The sequence below is a fragment of the Microbacterium sp. Leaf436 genome (genome assembly GCF_001424715.1).
In the GTDB taxonomy this organism is placed as follows: domain Bacteria; phylum Actinomycetota; class Actinomycetes; order Actinomycetales; family Microbacteriaceae; genus Microbacterium.
The window spans coordinates 326,389-341,335 of sequence record NZ_LMRB01000003.1 but is presented as its reverse complement, the minus strand read 5'-3'; the positions used below and the strand labels follow the sequence as shown (position 1 = coordinate 341,335).

At 69.9% G+C, this 14,947-nt stretch carries 16 protein-coding genes and 2 tRNA genes; 7 read left to right on the top strand and 11 right to left on the bottom strand.

From position 1 onward, the window contains the following. Window positions 1-213, bottom strand: coding sequence for a hypothetical protein (locus ASG45_RS10560; RefSeq protein WP_055836883.1), 213 nt, complete (start codon window positions 211-213; stop codon window positions 1-3). Then, the gene (locus tag ASG45_RS10555; RefSeq protein WP_055836879.1) at window positions 210-803 is read right to left on the bottom strand and encodes a winged helix-turn-helix domain-containing protein; all 594 of its coding nucleotides are present in this window, start codon (window positions 801-803) and stop codon (window positions 210-212) included. Before ASG45_RS10555 ends, ASG45_RS10560 begins: the two co-directional genes overlap by 4 nt. An 81-nt stretch (window positions 804-884) precedes the next feature. Here ASG45_RS10555 and ASG45_RS10550 point away from each other — a divergent pair, with 81 nt between their 5' ends. Next, window positions 885-2,936 (top strand): M3 family metallopeptidase, encoded by a 2,052-nt coding sequence (locus ASG45_RS10550; RefSeq protein ID WP_055836877.1) that lies wholly within the window; start codon window positions 885-887, stop codon window positions 2,934-2,936. Between the two features lie 69 nt (window positions 2,937-3,005). Here ASG45_RS10550 and ASG45_RS10545 read toward each other — a convergent pair whose 3' ends face one another. From ASG45_RS10545 to ASG45_RS10515, 7 genes are all read right to left on the bottom strand, one after another. Continuing rightward, the gene (locus ASG45_RS10545; protein ID WP_055836874.1) at window positions 3,006-4,127 is read right to left on the bottom strand and encodes an epoxide hydrolase family protein; all 1,122 of its coding nucleotides are present in this window, start codon (window positions 4,125-4,127) and stop codon (window positions 3,006-3,008) included. Between the two features lie 160 nt (window positions 4,128-4,287). Beyond that, on the bottom strand, window positions 4,288-5,556 hold the full coding sequence (gene clpX, locus ASG45_RS10540; protein WP_055836872.1) for an ATP-dependent Clp protease ATP-binding subunit ClpX: 1,269 nt from the start codon (window positions 5,554-5,556) through the stop codon (window positions 4,288-4,290). 269 nt (window positions 5,557-5,825) lie between these two features. Further along, entirely contained in the window at window positions 5,826-6,488 is a 663-nt protein-coding gene (locus ASG45_RS10535; RefSeq protein WP_055836869.1) for an ATP-dependent Clp protease proteolytic subunit, read from the bottom strand. Between the two features lie 23 nt (window positions 6,489-6,511). Continuing rightward, window positions 6,512-7,096: an ATP-dependent Clp protease proteolytic subunit gene (locus tag ASG45_RS10530; RefSeq protein WP_055836866.1), complete on the bottom strand. Its 585-nt coding sequence runs from the start codon at window positions 7,094-7,096 to the stop codon at window positions 6,512-6,514. 78 nt (window positions 7,097-7,174) lie between these two features. After that, window positions 7,175-7,663 (bottom strand): tetratricopeptide repeat protein, encoded by a 489-nt coding sequence (locus ASG45_RS10525; protein WP_055836863.1) that lies wholly within the window; start codon window positions 7,661-7,663, stop codon window positions 7,175-7,177. Between the two features lie 413 nt (window positions 7,664-8,076). Then, window positions 8,077-9,546 carry a trigger factor gene (gene tig, locus ASG45_RS10520; RefSeq protein ID WP_055836861.1) on the bottom strand — a complete coding sequence of 490 codons (1,470 nt, stop codon included), beginning with the start codon at window positions 9,544-9,546 and terminating at the stop codon, window positions 8,077-8,079. Window positions 9,547-9,619: 73 nt separating this feature from the next. Further along, window positions 9,620-9,693, bottom strand: a tRNA-Pro gene (locus ASG45_RS10515). Window positions 9,694-9,948: 255 nt separating this feature from the next. Between ASG45_RS10515 and ASG45_RS10510 the strand changes: the two genes are divergently transcribed. Continuing rightward, window positions 9,949-10,022, top strand: a tRNA-Gly gene (locus ASG45_RS10510). 12 nt (window positions 10,023-10,034) lie between these two features. On the opposite strand, the gene ASG45_RS10505 is transcribed toward ASG45_RS10510, so the two are convergent. Both ASG45_RS10505 and ASG45_RS10500 read right to left on the bottom strand, forming a co-directional pair. Beyond that, window positions 10,035-10,421, bottom strand: coding sequence for an A1S_2505 family phage non-structural protein (locus tag ASG45_RS10505; RefSeq protein WP_055836858.1), 387 nt, complete (start codon window positions 10,419-10,421; stop codon window positions 10,035-10,037). A 339-nt stretch (window positions 10,422-10,760) separates the two neighbouring features. Beyond that, on the bottom strand, window positions 10,761-11,333 hold the full coding sequence (locus ASG45_RS10500; protein ID WP_055836854.1) for a gamma carbonic anhydrase family protein: 573 nt from the start codon (window positions 11,331-11,333) through the stop codon (window positions 10,761-10,763). A 161-nt stretch (window positions 11,334-11,494) separates the two neighbouring features. Between ASG45_RS10500 and ASG45_RS10495 the strand changes: the two genes are divergently transcribed. From ASG45_RS10495 to ASG45_RS10475, 5 genes are all read left to right on the top strand, one after another. Further along, the gene (locus ASG45_RS10495) at window positions 11,495-12,091 is read left to right on the top strand and encodes an alternate-type signal peptide domain-containing protein (protein WP_055836851.1); all 597 of its coding nucleotides are present in this window, start codon (window positions 11,495-11,497) and stop codon (window positions 12,089-12,091) included. Between the two features lie 13 nt (window positions 12,092-12,104). After that, a complete protein-coding gene (locus tag ASG45_RS10490; protein WP_055836848.1) occupies window positions 12,105-12,620 on the top strand; it encodes a hypothetical protein in 516 nt (171 codons plus the stop codon). Further along, window positions 12,617-13,117: a hypothetical protein gene (locus tag ASG45_RS16390; RefSeq protein WP_055836845.1), complete on the top strand. Its 501-nt coding sequence runs from the start codon at window positions 12,617-12,619 to the stop codon at window positions 13,115-13,117. Before ASG45_RS10490 ends, ASG45_RS16390 begins: the two co-directional genes overlap by 4 nt. Continuing rightward, window positions 13,102-14,319, top strand: coding sequence for a signal peptidase I (locus ASG45_RS10480; protein WP_055836840.1), 1,218 nt, complete (start codon window positions 13,102-13,104; stop codon window positions 14,317-14,319). The genes ASG45_RS16390 and ASG45_RS10480 overlap by 16 nt, the downstream gene beginning before the upstream one ends. Window positions 14,320-14,429: 110 nt before the next feature. Then, complete coding sequence (locus ASG45_RS10475) at window positions 14,430-14,915, top strand: Dps family protein (protein ID WP_055836838.1); 486 nt, start codon at window positions 14,430-14,432, stop codon at window positions 14,913-14,915. Window positions 14,916-14,947 lie beyond the last annotated feature (32 nt).

Sequence of the window (14,947 nt, the reverse complement as noted above, 5' to 3'; positions counted from 1 at the left end):
TCAGCGCACGCGCAGGTAGAACTCCGCCTCGGCGTACGGCGACCGCCCGTCGCCTCTGGCGGCGTGCCGTGCTTCGCTGTTCACGGGCCTCATCGCCCGCGCCCGCATGCGGGACTCCGCGGCTCGGGCGAGCATGCGGGACAGACCCAGCAGGGCGCGGTCGAGGGCGGTGGGGGCGAGCGTGCGCGGCGCCGTGGTCGTGAGGGCGGTCATGAGGCGACTCCGTCGGCGGGAAGAGGGAAGACGTCGGCACGCATGGTCACCACGCGAACGTCGTCGCCGGTCTGATCGCGGTACCGGTCGGTCGTCTCGTCGATCACCGCCTGCAGGCGTGCGCTCAGGTCGGCCATCTGCGCCGACGTCAGTCGGGCGCTCGCCGTGGCGATGAGCGTGGCATCGCGCCAGTCGGGTGCTTCTTCCCAGCCGTCGCGCACGAAGCGCATGAGCTGATGCTGCCGCAGGGTGAGGGTCTCGCTCGCGACGGCCTCCTGCACCGCACGACCGGCCGGGGTCTCGGCCAGCTCGGGGTTGGTGAGCGTGATCGCACCCACCGGGCGTTCCCACCAGCGCTCGCGAGCGGTGCCGCGCCCCTCGACCTCGCGGATGAGGTCGTGGCGCGCGAGCGCACGCAGGTGATAGCTCGTCGCGCCCGTGGACTCCCCCGTGAGCGTCGCGAGGCCGCTCGCCGTCTGGGCGCCGTACTGGCTGAGCAGGTCGAACAGGCGGACGCGAAGCGGGTGGGCGAGCGCGCGGAGGGCACCGGCGTCGAGGACGCGTTCCCGGGGTCGGTTCTGCTCGGTCATGATGCAAAGATACCTTTGCACGGGTTTCTTTGCAAGCACTTCTTTGCATCCGGTCGCTGAACGCGTGACTACGCTGGAACGATGACGGATGCCGTGACCAATCCCCTCCTCTCACCGCCCGCTCTCCCCTACGACCTGCCGCCCTACGGCAGCATCCGCGCCGAGCACTACCTCCCCGCGTTCCGCGCGGCGTTCGACGCCCACCGGGCCGAGGTCGACGCCATCACGGCGCAGACCGATGCTCCGACGTTCGAGAACACACTCCTGGCGCTCGAGCGCAGCGGTGACCTGCTCGACCGCGTCGCGAGGGCATTCTACACCGTGTCGTCGGCTGACGGAACGCCCGAGATCCAGGCCGTAGAGGAAGAACTCGCGCCGCTCCTGGCCGCGCACGGCGACGCCATTCAGCTCGACGCGGCCCTGTTCGCCCGCATCGCGGCGGTGCACTCCTCCCTCGACGACCTCGAGCTGGATCCCGAGAGCCGGTACCTCGTCGAACGCCACCACCGCGAGATGGCCCTCGCCGGCGCCGGTCTCGACGATGCGCAGAAGGCCCAGCTGACCGACCTCAATCAGCGGCTGTCGGTGCTCACCACCGCCTTCGAGAAGAACCTGCTCGCCGACACGAACGACCTCGCGGTCGTCTTCGACGACGTCGCCGAGCTCGACGGTCTCGGCGCCGGCGAACTGTCGGCCGCAGCCCAGGCGGCGACCGCCCGCGGTCTCGAGGGCCGCTACGTCGTCACCCTGACCCTGTACACCGGTCACCCCTACCTGGCGTCGCTCACCAACCGTGAGAGTCGCCGACGCCTGCTCGAGGCCTCCCGCTCGCGCGGGACCCGCGGCAACGCGCACGACAACCGTGCGGTGCTGCGCGACATCGTGCGACTGCGCGCCGAGCGTGCCGCCCTGCTGGGGTACCCGTCGCACGCCGCGGCCATCCTCGCCGACCAGACGGCCGGCTCGCCCACCGCCGTGCACGAGCTGCTGCGCCGCCTGGCTGCCCCCGCCGCGGCGAATGCCCGCGCCGAGCAGGCCGCGCTCCAGCGCATCGCCGACGCCGACGACATCGAGATCGAGGCGCACGACTGGGCGTTCTTCACCGAGAGGGTTCGGGCAGCCGAGTACGACCTCGATCGTGCGGCACTCCGGCCCTGGTTCGAGGCGGAGCGCGTGCTGCGCGACGGCGTGTTCTTCGCCGCGGAGCAGCTGTACGGCATCCGCGTGAGCGAGCGGCACGACCTGCAGGGCTATCACCCCGACGTGCGCGTGTTCGAGGTGCACAACGCCGACGGCAGCGAGCTGGGCCTGTTCCTGCTCGACCTGTACACCCGCGACACCAAGCGGGGCGGCGCGTGGATGAACTCGATCGTCACGCAGTCGGCGCTGCGTGGCACCGCGCCCGTGGTGGTGAACAACCTCAACGTCAACAAGCCCGCGCCCGGTACGCCGACGCTGCTGAGCCTCGACGAGGTCACCACGCTGTTCCATGAGTTCGGCCACGCTCTGCACGGGCTCTTCGCGACGGTCACGTACCCGCACTTCGCCGGTACCGCCGTGCACCGCGACTTCGTGGAGTTCCCCAGCCAGGTGAACGAGATGTGGATCCTCTGGCCCGAGGTCCTGACGAACTACGCCCGCCACATCGACACCGACGAGCCCCTCCCCGCTGACGTCGTCGAGCGCCTGCACGCGTCGGAGGCGTTCAACCAGGGCTTCGCCACGAGCGAGTATTTGGCGGCTTCGTGGATCGACCAGGCCTGGCACGGCCTGTCCGTCGACGAGGCGGCGGCCGAGATCGACGTCGCCGAGTTCGAGGCCGCCGCTCTGGCGGACATCGGCCTCGACATCCCGGCGGTGCCGACCCGGTACTCGTCGACGTACTTCGCCCACGTGTTCTCGGGCGGGTACAGCGCGGGCTACTACTCGTACATCTGGAGCGAGGTGCTCGACGCCGACACGGTCGAGTGGTTCCGCGCCAACGGTGGCGTGCGCCGAGAGAACGGCGATCGGTTCCGGCAGCGCCTGCTCGGCGTCGGCGGCTCGGGCGATCCGCTGGCGGCCTACCGCGACTTCCGCGGGCGCGACGCCGACATCCAGCCGCTGCTGGAGCGCCGCGGTCTCACGGGCTGAGGCGTCCCGCCGTGGCCCTCGCCGCCGACGGGCGTGGGCGGGGCCACGGCGGGACGTCACCGAGCACGCTCAGCCGGTGAGCGACTCGACGAAGTCGCCGACGCGCTGCGCCAACGCCTCCGGCACCTCGGCCGCGGCGAAATGACCGCCCTCGGACAGGCGCTCGAACACCCGCAGGTCGCGGTAGAACGCCCGAGCCATCACCTCGGGGTAGTCGGCCTCATGGCGCTGGATGAAGACCGCAGCCGGCACGGTCGTCGTCGCGGCGGGCTCGGCGTCGGCGGAGTGATGGTCGAAGTAGGGCCGGAACGACGTCGCGATCGTCTGCGTGACCCAGTAGAGGGTCACCTCGGTGAGGATCCTCTCGCGGGAGATGCGCGTCTCGAGCGAGCGCGGATCGTCGGTGTCGACGTCGGCCCACTCGACGAACTTCTCGACGATCCACGCCAGCAGCGCTGCGGGCGAGTCGTTCAGTCCGACCGCCAGGGTGTCGGGCCGTGTCGCCTGCGCGTGGCTGTACGCGCCGCCCGATGCGCGCTCGCGCTCCAGATGAGCCCGGAACGCCTGCACCTCGGGGACCGCGGACAGGGTCGCGTCACTCGGGGCGGCGAAGTGGGGGTGCGTCGCGATGATGCCGGTCACCTGATTCGGATACCGCACCGCCAGAAGGTCGTTGATCGACGCCGAGACGTCTTCGCCGTAGGTGACGTACGTCTCGTATCCGAGATGCTCGGTCATGAGTTCGTGCACGGACCGCACCAGCCGTTCATCGGTCATCGGCCCCTCCCGATAGGGCGTCGAGAAACCGAACCCGGGCAGGCTGACGACCACGACATGCATGCGAGACTGCAGGCGTTCCGCGAAGTCGAGCTGCAGCGCGAAGGTGTGCGGCCACCCGTGCATGACGAGCAGGGCCGGCGCCTCGGGGTCGGGTGCGCGGAGGTGGACGGCGTGCAACGTCGCCCCCTCGACGTCGACGAGCACCTGCGGGTGCGCGTTCAGCCACTCCTCGCGGGCGCGCCAGTCGAAGTCGGCCCAGGACTCCACCAGCTCGGCGAGGTAGTCGGCCGTCATGCCCGAGGCCGGTCGGCCCGGGGAATCCGGGAGCAGCCGGGAACGGCGCAGACGCTCTCGGAGGTCGACGAGGTCGTGCTCGGGAACGGAGATTCGAAAGGGTGTGACGCTGACCATGTCGCGAGGTTAGCGGCCACCTCCGACATCGCTCGCCGACGCCACGGCTCGTCTGGTCACCGCCGGTGCAGGACCGCGTGTGCGGACGCTCGCGCTACGGCGCCGCCGTCGTTCGAAACGGTCCCGATCTTCTCAGGCGAGACGAGCCGGGCGTTCGCGCTCAGGCGCTCCGGCGCTTCTGCGCGAGCACGATCGTCGGCGGCACACGGTCTTCGACCGACGCCCGCGTGATGACCACCTTGGCGATGTCATCGGCCGAGGGCACATCGAACATGATCGGTCCGAGCACGTCTTCGAGGATCGCGCGCAGACCGCGGGCACCCGTCTTGCGCAGCACCGCGAGGTCGGCGATGGCGCGCAGCGCGTCTTCGTCGAACTCCAGCTGCACGCCGTCGAGCTCGAACATGCGCTGGTACTGCTTGACCAGGGCGTTGCGCGGGGCGGTGAGGATCTCCATCAGCGCGTCCTGGTCGAGCGGCGAGACCGATGCCACGACGGGAAGGCGACCGATGAACTCGGGGATGAGACCGAACTTGTGCAGGTCTTCGGGAAGCGCCTCGCTGAAGAGGTCGGGCGCATCTTCTTTCCGCTGGAGCGGGGCGCCGAAACCGACGCCGTGCTTGCCGACGCGGGCGGAGATGATCTCTTCCAGCCCCGCGAAGGCGCCGGCCACTATGAACAGAACGTTCGTCGTGTCGATCTGGATGAACTCCTGGTGCGGGTGCTTGCGCCCGCCCTGCGGGGGAACCGACGCGACGGTGCCCTCGAGGATCTTCAGCAGGGCCTGCTGCACGCCCTCGCCCGACACGTCGCGCGTGATCGAGGGGTTCTCGGCCTTGCGGGCGATCTTGTCGACCTCGTCGATGTAGATGATGCCGGTCTCGGCGCGCTTGACGTCGAAGTCGGCGGCCTGCAGCAGCTTCAGCAGGATGTTCTCGACGTCTTCGCCGACGTATCCCGCTTCGGTGAGCGCCGTGGCATCCGCGACCGCGAACGGCACGTTGAGACGCTTGGCCAGGGTCTGCGCGAGGTAGGTCTTTCCGCAGCCGGTGGGACCGAGCAGCAGGATGTTGCTCTTGGCGATGTCGATCTCTTCGGCACGCGCCTCGGCGGGCTGCAGGGTGCCGTGCGAGCGCACGCGCTTGTAGTGGTTGTAGACGGCGACGGCGAGGGCACGCTTGGCGGCCTCCTGACCGACGACGTACTCCTCGAGGAACGAGAAGATCTCGCGGGGCTTGGGGAGGTCGAACTCGGCGACTTCTCCCGCCGAGGACTCGGCCATGCGCTCTTCGATGATCTCGTTGCACAACTCGACGCATTCGTCGCAGATGTACACGCCGGGACCGGCGATGAGCTGCTGCACCTGCTTCTGGCTCTTGCCGCAGAAGGAGCACTTGAACAGGTCGGCGCTTTCACCGATACGTGCCATGCCGGTTCCTCCTGTCACCCGGCCCCCGCCGGTGTGTACCCGAGCCTAACCCGTGCCCGTACGAACCAAGGGCATTTGGGGCCGCGGCGGTGTCGTGATCGCCCAGGGCGGACGCCGGCATCCGTTCTCTCCCCCGTTTCCCGCGCGCGAGTCGCCGAGATATGTCGCTGCGGACCACCCTCGAGGGACCATTCTTGGCGAGTCGCGCGAGGAACGACGAAGCCCCGCAGACCGAAACGGGTCTGCGGGGCTTCGAGACGAGAAGCGCGTCAGGCGGTGAGAGCCGCGGGCATGCGCTTGCGCGTGGTCAGCACCTGGTCGACGAGGCCGTACTCGAGGGCCTCCTGCGCCGACAGGATCTTGTCGCGGTCGATGTCCTTGTTGATCTTCGCGACGTCCTGGCCGGTGTGGTGAGCCATCGTGTGCTCGAGCCAGGTGCGCATGCGCAGGATCTCCTGCGCCTGGATCTCGATGTCGGACGCCTGCCCGTGACCCGCTTCGCCCATGGCGGGCTGGTGGATCAGGATGCGGGCGTTCGGCAGCGCCAGGCGCTTGCCGGGGGCACCGGCGGCAAGCAACACGGAGGCTGCCGACGCGGCCTGACCGAGCACGACGGTCTGGATCTGCGGCGAGACGTACTGCATCGTGTCGTAGATCGCCGTCATGGCCGTGAACGAGCCACCGGGCGAGTTGATGTACATGATGATGTCGCGGTCGGGGTCCTGCGACTCGAGAACGAGAAGCTGGGCCATCACGTCGTCGGCCGACGCGTCGTCGACCTGCACGCCGAGGAAGATCACGCGGTCTTCGAACAGCTTGTTGTACGGGTCCTGGCGCTTGTAGCCGTAGGCCGTGCGCTCCTCGAACTGAGGAAGAACGTAGCGGCTGCTGGGCATGTGCGACGCTGCGCCGCCGAAAGTGGGGATGTTCATGTCGGTGTCCTTTCCTCTCGGCCTCAGGCCGCGGTCCCGCCGCCGCCGGTGACGTCGGTGGCGTGCTCGCGCATGTGGTCGACGAAGCCGTACTCGAGAGCCTCGGCGGCGCTGAACCAGCGGTCGCGGTCGCCGTCGGCGTTGATCTGCTCGACGCTCTTGCCCGTCTGCGCGGCGGTGATCTCTGCCAGACGACGCTTCATGTCGAGGATGAGCTGCGCCTGCGTCTGGATGTCGCTCGACGTTCCGCCGAAGCCGCCGTGCGGCTGGTGCAGCAGAACGCGCGCGTTGGGCGTGATGTAGCGCTTGCCCTTGGTGCCGCTGGTCAGCAGCAGCTGACCCATCGACGCCGCCATGCCGATACCGACGGTCACGATGTCGTTCGGGACGAACTGCATCGTGTCGTAGATGGCCATGCCGGCGGTGATGGAGCCGCCGGGCGAGTTGATGTAGAGGTAGATGTCCTTCTGCGAGTCCTCTGCGGCCAGCAGCAGGATCTTGGCGCAGATCTCGTTGGCGTTATCGTCGCGCACCTCGGAACCGAGCCAGATGATGCGGTCCTTCAGCAGCCTGTCGAAGACGCTAGTTGCCATAAGGGGTTCGGGCATGTGTGCTCCTCTTCCGGTGATCTGCAACGAATCTACCGGCGGGCCGCGGGCCGGGATGCCGTGTTCGCCGCGGGCGGATCAGCGGGATCCGTCGGCGATTTCTTGCGCGTACCCGGTCACCGAGCGGGTATAGCGCGGCAGGTGCGGCGCGAGGGCCCGGAGGGCGATGGATGCCGCCTGCTCGGGCGCACCGGTCGACACCAGCGCGAGGGCGTAGAACGCCGCGGCGGCATCGTGCAGCGGTCCGCGCGGTTCGCGCTCGTACTCGGCGCGGAGCAGCGCCAGGGCCTCCTCGGTCTTGCCGAGGTTGCGGATCGTGCTCGCCAGCTGGATGGTGGCGCGGGTGCGTCGCTCGTCGTCGAGGCCGAGGGCGAGCGCGCGGCGGTAGAGCACCTCCGCCTCGTTCTCGACGCCCGCGGAGTCCCGTGCGCCGGCTCGCTCGAACAGCGCGACGGCGTCGTCGTCGGGCCGCTCGGCGGCCAGTTCGTCGATCCGTGCGATCACCGCGGTGGGTTCGAGCGTCTCGTCTGCCCACACGGCATCCACTCGGTCCTGCCAGTCGTCCATGTCGTCGCTCCGCCCTCTCGGCGTCGTCCTTCTCACTTGAGTGTCCACAACACGCCGCATCACCGAAGTTGGGCGCGGCGTGTCCTGGACACTCAACAGCATTCGGGGCCGGCGCCCGGCGCGCCGCCCCGCGCGCACGCGCACCCCCGGGGGTTCGCGCCCGGGTGCGCACCCCCGGGGGTTCGCGCCCGGGTGCGAACCCTCGGGTTTACGCCCCGCGTGCGCACTCCCGGGTTTCGGCCCGCGGCCCGCGCGCCGTCCCGCGCGTATCCCTCCGGGGCGCAAACCCCCTGTTGAGTGTCCAAGACTCGCCGCTCAGAGCGCGCGGCGCGCGGCGTGTCTTGGACACTCAACAGAGAGTCCGGGAACGGGAAAGGGGGCGGATGCCGTAGCACCCGCCCCCTCGTCACGACTTACTCGCTCTCGGCGGCCTTGTCGTCTGCCTTCTTCTTGGCGGGCGCGCGCTTCTTGGCGGGAGCCTTCTTCGGGGCCTCCTCGACGGGAGCCTCCTCGGCCTCGACGACGGCGTCGGCGTCGGCCGCGGCGTCCGCGATCTCCTGCGCCTCTTCGACGACCTCGTCGTCACCCTCGGTGGGCTCTTCGCCCTCGACGGCGACGAAGCCGGTCAGGTCGACGGCCTTGCCGTTCGTGTCGACGACGGACACCTTGCCGAGCGCGATCGCGAGGGCCTTGTTGCGGGCGACCTCACCGACGAGCGCGGGCAGCTGGTTGCCCTGCTGGAGCGCGTTGACGAAGTCCTGCGGCGCCATGTTGTACTGCGCGGCCGACTGGATCAGGTACTGCGTGAGTTCGTCCTGCGACACCTGCACGTTGGCGTCTTCGGCGATCTTGTCGAGCACCATTTGCGTGCGGAACTGCTTCTCGCTCGCCTCGGTGACCTCGGCGCGGTGCTCGTCGTCTTCGAGGCGGTTCTCGCCCTCGAGGTGCGTGTGCACCTCGTCTTCGATGAGCGCCGGCGGAACCGGGATGTCGACGGCCTCGAGCAGGGCCTCGATGAACTTGTCACGCGCGGCGGAGCCCTGCGTGAACACGGCCTGCTGCGACACGCGCTCGCTCAGCGACTCGCGGAGCTCCGCGAGCGTGTCGAACTCCGACGCCATCTGCGCGAAGTCGTCGTCGGCGTCGGGGAGCTCGCGCTCCTTGACGGCGGTGATGGTCACCGCGACCTCGGCCTCTTCGCCCGCGTGGTCACCGCCGACCAGCTTCGAGCGGAACGTGGTCTGCTCGTCGGCGGTGAGCGATTCGATGGCCTCGTCGATGCCCTCGAGCAGCTCGCCCGAGCCGACCTCGTACGAGACGCCCTCGGCGCGGTCGATCTCGGCGCCGTCGATGGTGGCGACCAGGTCGAGCTCGACGAAGTCACCGGTGGTCGCGGGGCGGTCGACCGTGACGAGCGTGCCGAAGCGCGCACGAAGGCGGTCGAGCTCGGCGTCGATGCCGGCCTCATCGGCCTCGACCGCGTCGACGGTCACCGTGAGGGAGTCGTAGGCGGGGAGGTCGAACTCGGGGCGCACGTCGACCTCGACGTCGATGACCAGGTCACCGGAGAAGTCCTTGAGCTCGGGGAGCTCGATGATCTCGGCGTTGGGGCGACCGATGACGCGCAGTTCCTGGTCGTCGACGGCCGCGCGGTAGAAACCGTCGAGGCCCTCGTTGACGGCGTGCTCGATGACCGCGCCGCGGCCCATGCGCTGATCGATGATCGGGGCGGGGACCTTGCCCTTGCGGAAGCCGGGGATCTGCACGTCGCGCGCGATGTGCTCGTAGGCGTGAGCGATGCTCGGCTTGAGCTCGTCGGGCGAGACCGTGATGTGGAGCTTGACCCGGGTGGGGCTGAGCTTCTCGACGGTGCTGTTGACCATGCGGTTCGTTCTCCTCGTGTGGCCCGCGCGCACGCGGGGGCCGATTGGGCCTGTGGTCTGTGGGGCCGTGACGTCGGGGCGACAGGATTTGAACCTGCGGCCTCCCGCTCCCAAAGCGGGCGCTCTACCAAGCTGAGCTACGCCCCGGGGCGACGCGCGGCACGCGCCGACGAAACGACCGAGGAAAGTCTAGTCGATCGGCCTGGGCACGCCGGTTTCTCTGCGGCGGGGTTGTCTGATCCGCTCAGGATGCGTCCGCGGGCGGCACTTCCTGCCGGTCCTCCGGATGCCGAGGAGCCACCCGCCCGTGCACGAGTGCCCCCGCATGGTGTCGGAGGCACTCCCACGGGTGTCGTAGAGTAGAGAAGTCCGATTCCGCGACTCCTCGAGTCGCCGGATTTCGGGGCTGTAGCTTAGTGGTAAAGCCTCTGTCTTCCAAACAGATGATGCGAGTTCGATTCTCGTCAGCCCCTCCACCCGTCCCGCGCCTAGGGATTCTCCGCATCGTCATCCGATCGCCGACGACTCTCCTCGCGGAACGATTCCGGCAGCACGACGTTCTGCCCGGCTCCCGCGAAGAACCCGGCCACCTGCGCGGGTCGATATCCTGCGATCCCGCACCCGACCTCGGTGACGAGGAACCGCAGATGCGGGTGATCCGCCGCGAAAGCGACGAATCGCCGTGCCTGCTCCTCGAACACCGTGAGTCCCGACATCGTGTCGATGCCGTAGGCCTGCCCCTGCAGCCCCTCGCTCTGGCCCCAGACCGCTCCGAAACGGTCCAGGGCGAACCGCGCGGCTCCTCCGCCGTGCGCCCCGGACGCGTTCGATCCGAACACGAAGACCTCGTCGGGGCGGAGCGTCGTGATGTGCATCTCGCGAGACTACGCGTCGCGCTGCTGCTCGGGGCCGGCCCACCCGCCCAGCGACAGATCGAGCTCGAGGCCCGCCTGCGCCTCCGTGGGTACGTCGAATCCGCAGGCGGCGTAGAGCACTGCTCGCCGCCAGGACCCGCGCGGCCACGATCCGCGCGCCGCTGCGAGACGGACCCGCTCACGGCGGATCGACGAGGCGGTTGCGCAGATGGCGGCTCCCGGGCGGCGACGGCATCGCCGACAGCGACACCACTCGCCACGACACCACAGTCCCGGCGCGGACCCCCGTCAGAGCCGCGGAACTTCACCCGTCGGACGCGTCGATTCGCTCGCCCCGGGTCAGTCCGTCCACATGTCCGGGTCTTGATCGAGGTCCGTGACCGGCGACGCGGTGCGATGCCGAGCAGTGTGCGCCACGTACGTCTGGGCGTTCCGCAGAATCTTCGCGCGCTCCTCGTCGGTCAGCGCGCGACGCACCTGGGCCGGAACGCCTGCGACGAGCGATCCCGCCGGCACGACGGTGCCCTCGAGCACGACCGCTCCCCCGGCGATGAGGCAGCCGGGACCGATATCGGCACCCGACAGAATCACGCTCCCCATGCCGATCAGCGAACCGTCGCCGATGGTGCACCCGTGCACGACGGCGTTGTGTCCGACCGAGACGTCGGCGCCGATGACGACGGGGCGTCCGGCGTCGACGTGGACCGAGACGTTGTCCTGCACGTTGCTCCGGGCGCCGACGGTGATCGTCGCGCTGTCGCCCCGCAGAACCGCGTTGTACCAGACGCTCGCATCCGTCGACAGTCGCACGTCCCCCACGACTCGGGCTCCGGATGCCACGAACGCGGTGTCGTCGATCTCGGGAGCGGCATCGGGAAGGGCGAGCACGACGGCGTCGCGAGCGATGGTCATGGCCCGACCCTAACGACCCGCGACTACTGGCCGCACGCGCGGCCCGACTACCGGCGAGCGCCGCTTCGCCTACCGGGAAGGCGAAACCGGTAGCGCCGCGGACGGGCGGCGCTCATAGGTTCGGTCCCGCACCGCAGCCGCATCCCGCCCTGGAGAACATCATGTCCCGCACCGTTGAAACATCCCCCGCCACCCGCACCCGTTCGGTTCGGCGCCACCCTCGAGGCGTCGCGATCCTCGCGATCGCCGCCGGCACCGCCCTCCTGCTCGGTGGCGCCGGCACGTACGCGTACTGGTCGACCGAGACCGCGTTGAGCGCCGGCACCGTGGAGTCGGGAGACCTCGACCTGACGTTGGGGGCGGGCTCGTGGACCCTGGCGGGCGCACTGCAGCCGGCCACGGCCGTCGACGAGGCAGACCTGGGCGATGTGAGACTGGTTCCGGGCGACGTGCTGACGCTGTCGCAACCGCTGACCGTGACGCTGGAGGGTGACACCATCGCCGCGGACCTCACCGCGGCCCTCGGCGACGACTTCACCACGGGTGCGCTCGCGGATTATCTCGACGTGGACCTGACGGTGCCGGGCCTCGGCGCCGAGACCACCCCGAACACCTACCGCATCACCGGCGACACCGATGCGACGGTGACCGCCACTCTGACCATCACGTTCCGCTCCACCACCGACCAGCGAAACGGGGTCAACAGCACCGTCGACCTCAACGGTGTGGCCTTCGCGCTGTCGCAGGCGACCTCCTGACACGGGCCTCGGCATGTCGCAGCGTGACGACGGCGTCCCGCGACGGCTGCGCTGGGGAGCGATGCTGGCGACGGTCCTCGTGCTCGGTGGGGGGACCACCGCGGCGCAGGCGTTCTGGCAGAGCCGCGTGCCCCTCGCCGCGGGGGTCGTGGCATCCGGTGACCTGGCCCTCGCGACGCAGTGGGTGGGTTCCTGGTCGGCGTGGAAGCCGCTGTACCCGAGCGGCGTGAGCGACACCGCGACGCTGCGAGTCACCGCGACGGGGAGCGGGACGACGCTCCGCTGGAAGCTCAGCGCGACGCCGACGACCCAGTCGACGTGGGTCACCACGCAGGTGTTCGTCGGAGCGTGCGGGAGCGGCACCGTGATCCCGCCGGGGGGTTCTTACGCCCCGGCGGGAGGGTTGAGGACGGGACAGTCGGTCGACCTGTGCCTGCGGGTGACGCTGCGCGCAGACGCGCCGTCTACCGCGCAGAACACAGCCATCTCGCCGTCGATGACGGTGACGGCCGATCAGGTGCTCTCGTGACGGGGCTGTCGCCGGGGGGCCGGTCGGTGATCGCCGGCGCCGTCGCCCTGTCGTTCCTCTGGGGTCTGACCGCTCCGCCCGCAGAGGCCGCCTGGCAGTCGACCGCCGCGGCGCCCGCGTTCTCGCTATCGACGGGCTCGCTCGCCGCACCCGTGACGCAGTGCAAGAACGTGACGTCGAGCCCCCGCGCCGCGCGGATCGAATGGGCGAGCGTCGAGGGCGCGACCGGTTACGACGTGACGCTCGGGAACACCGTCAACAGCAGCACAACATCGCTCAGCCAGAACCAGACGAACCTGTTCTTCGAGGTGCGCGGCTCGCTGCTCGAGAACCTCGGTCTGGCCCTCGGTTCCCTCCTCACCGGGGGGTCGGTCCTCGTGACCGTCAAAGCCCGCGTCGGTGCGTGGGAATCCGCGGCCGGCAACGCACAGCCCGTCGTGCTGTCGAGCCTGCTCGGTGGTCTGCTGACCGGAGGGCTGAAGTGTCAGGGAACCTGACCCGACGCTCCACGCGCGAGGCCCACCCCCGCCCGCGCTCCCGCGGGCCCCGTCTGCGTTCGGTCGTCGGCACGGTCGTCATCCTGGTCCTCTCCCTGTTCGCGCTGCTGACCATCGTCATCCCGAACCTGCTCGGGGCTCAGACCTACACCGTGCTCACCGGGAGCATGCAGCCCGGGATGCCGCCCGGCACCATGATCGCGGTGCGCGCCGCGTCGATCGACGACGTGCGGATCGGCGACGTCGTGACGTACCAGATCCGCTCGGGCGACCCCGCGGTCGTCACGCACCGGGTCGTCGGGACGACGAGCAGCACGGGCGGAGACCGGCTGCTCGTGACACGCGGCGACGCCAACGATGTCGACGATCCCCCCGTGCAGCGCGAGCAACTGCGCGGCACGGTGATCATGGCGGTGCCGTACCTCGGGTATCCGGGTGTGCTGCTGGGCGGGCACGACCGAGGGGCGATCGTCGCCGTGGTCGGGGTCCTCATCGTCGGGTACGGCGTCGCGCTGCTGGTCACAGACGTGGTGCGGACCCGGCGTCGGCGGGCTGCCGCGGCGACGCTCGCCGTGCTCGTCGCCGTCGCGGCTCTCACCCCCTTCGTCGCTCCAGCGCCAGCGAGAGCCGGGGAGCCGGCGGCCGCGTCCCGCGACGCGGCGGAGGCGAACCTGCAGCTCAGCGCCGATGGCATCCGATTCGTCTCCGACGGCTCGCTGCGCCCGATCGACGATCTCGGCCGTCTCGCACCGGGAATCACGCTCACCACGCCCGTGTGGATCCGCAACGTCAGCAGCGATCCCGCTCGCGCTGCGGTTCGCCTCGACCTCCCGGGCGCCGACGGCACGCGCCCCACCTTGGCGGGGGCCCTGCGACTCGCCGTCGACGATCAGACGGTCGCGCCGGGCGCCGAATGGCGCAGCGCCGTCATCCCGGCCGGCGGAACGGTGCGCATCGCGATCGGCGTGCGGATGGATGCCGCGGCGGGCAACGACATGCGACGGGCGGCGACGAGCGCCACGCCCGTCGTGCGGCTCAGCGAGCACGTCGAGGGCGCCGACCCGGACTCGCCCCGATCGCCCGGCGATGCGCTGCCCCGGACGGGGCGGGGCACGGACCCGCTCGCCGCCGTCGCGCTCGTGGCGGCCGGAGCCGTGGGAGCGGGGCTCGCGCTGGCGACGAGAAGGCGGGAGCATAGGTGAGGATTGCCTATTCATCAGGTATTTAGCCGAGCCTCATCTTGCTTGCGGAATGTCCGCGACTGAGTAGCGTTGCATCCATCGAGACTTCGAACGTCGCCTAAGGAGCAAACATGAGCACCGTTCACACCGCCGCCGCCACCACCGTCGACTCCACCATGGCGTCCGGCACCGCGCAGTTCCTGTCCCCCGTCGTGATCGGCCTCGAGGCGCTCGTCGTCAACGGCAAGCAGGCGCACTGGCACGTCCGCGGATCCAACTTCATCGGCGTGCACGAGCTGCTCGACACGGTCGTGGCTCACGCGCAGGACTGGGCCGACCTGGCCGCCGAGCGTATCGTCGCCCTGGGCCTGCCCATCGACGCGCGCCTGTCGACGGTCGCGGCCAAGGCGAAGGCCACCGAGGTGCCCGCCGGCTTCGCGCAGTCCGACGTCGTCATCCGCGCCGTCATCGCCGACATCGACGCCGTGCTGCTCGACATCGAAGCCGCCATCGAGGGCCTCGACGAGCTCGACATGACGAGCCAGGACGTCGCCATCGAGATCAAGCGCGGTCTCGACAAGGACCGCTGGTTCCTGTTCGCCCACCTCGCGGCGTAATTCCTCCACGAAGGGGGCGGTGCTTCGGCGCC

What these genes read in the sequence shown, in the direction of transcription:
- ASG45_RS10560 (WP_055836883.1), bottom strand. Translation starts at nt 213, where the DNA reads ATGACCGCCCTCACGACCACGGCGCCGCGCACGCTCGCCCCCACCGCC.
- ASG45_RS10555 (WP_055836879.1), bottom strand. Translation starts at nt 803, where the DNA reads ATGACCGAGCAGAACCGACCCCGGGAACGCGTCCTCGACGCCGGTGCC.
- ASG45_RS10550 (WP_055836877.1), top strand. Translation starts at nt 885, where the DNA reads ATGACGGATGCCGTGACCAATCCCCTCCTCTCACCGCCCGCTCTCCCC.
- ASG45_RS10545 (WP_055836874.1), bottom strand. Translation starts at nt 4,127, where the DNA reads ATGGTCAGCGTCACACCCTTTCGAATCTCCGTTCCCGAGCACGACCTC.
- clpX (WP_055836872.1), bottom strand. Translation starts at nt 5,556, where the DNA reads ATGGCACGTATCGGTGAAAGCGCCGACCTGTTCAAGTGCTCCTTCTGC.
- ASG45_RS10535 (WP_055836869.1), bottom strand. Translation starts at nt 6,488, where the DNA reads ATGAACATCCCCACTTTCGGCGGCGCAGCGTCGCACATGCCCAGCAGC.
- ASG45_RS10530 (WP_055836866.1), bottom strand. Translation starts at nt 7,096, where the DNA reads ATGCCCGAACCCCTTATGGCAACTAGCGTCTTCGACAGGCTGCTGAAG.
- ASG45_RS10525 (WP_055836863.1), bottom strand. Translation starts at nt 7,663, where the DNA reads ATGGACGACTGGCAGGACCGAGTGGATGCCGTGTGGGCAGACGAGACG.
- tig (WP_055836861.1), bottom strand. Translation starts at nt 9,546, where the DNA reads ATGGTCAACAGCACCGTCGAGAAGCTCAGCCCCACCCGGGTCAAGCTC.
- ASG45_RS10505 (WP_055836858.1), bottom strand. Translation starts at nt 10,421, where the DNA reads ATGCACATCACGACGCTCCGCCCCGACGAGGTCTTCGTGTTCGGATCG.
- ASG45_RS10500 (WP_055836854.1), bottom strand. Translation starts at nt 11,333, where the DNA reads ATGACCATCGCTCGCGACGCCGTCGTGCTCGCCCTTCCCGATGCCGCT.
- ASG45_RS10495 (WP_055836851.1), top strand. Translation starts at nt 11,495, where the DNA reads ATGTCCCGCACCGTTGAAACATCCCCCGCCACCCGCACCCGTTCGGTT.
- ASG45_RS10490 (WP_055836848.1), top strand. Translation starts at nt 12,105, where the DNA reads ATGTCGCAGCGTGACGACGGCGTCCCGCGACGGCTGCGCTGGGGAGCG.
- ASG45_RS10475 (WP_055836838.1), top strand. Translation starts at nt 14,430, where the DNA reads ATGAGCACCGTTCACACCGCCGCCGCCACCACCGTCGACTCCACCATG.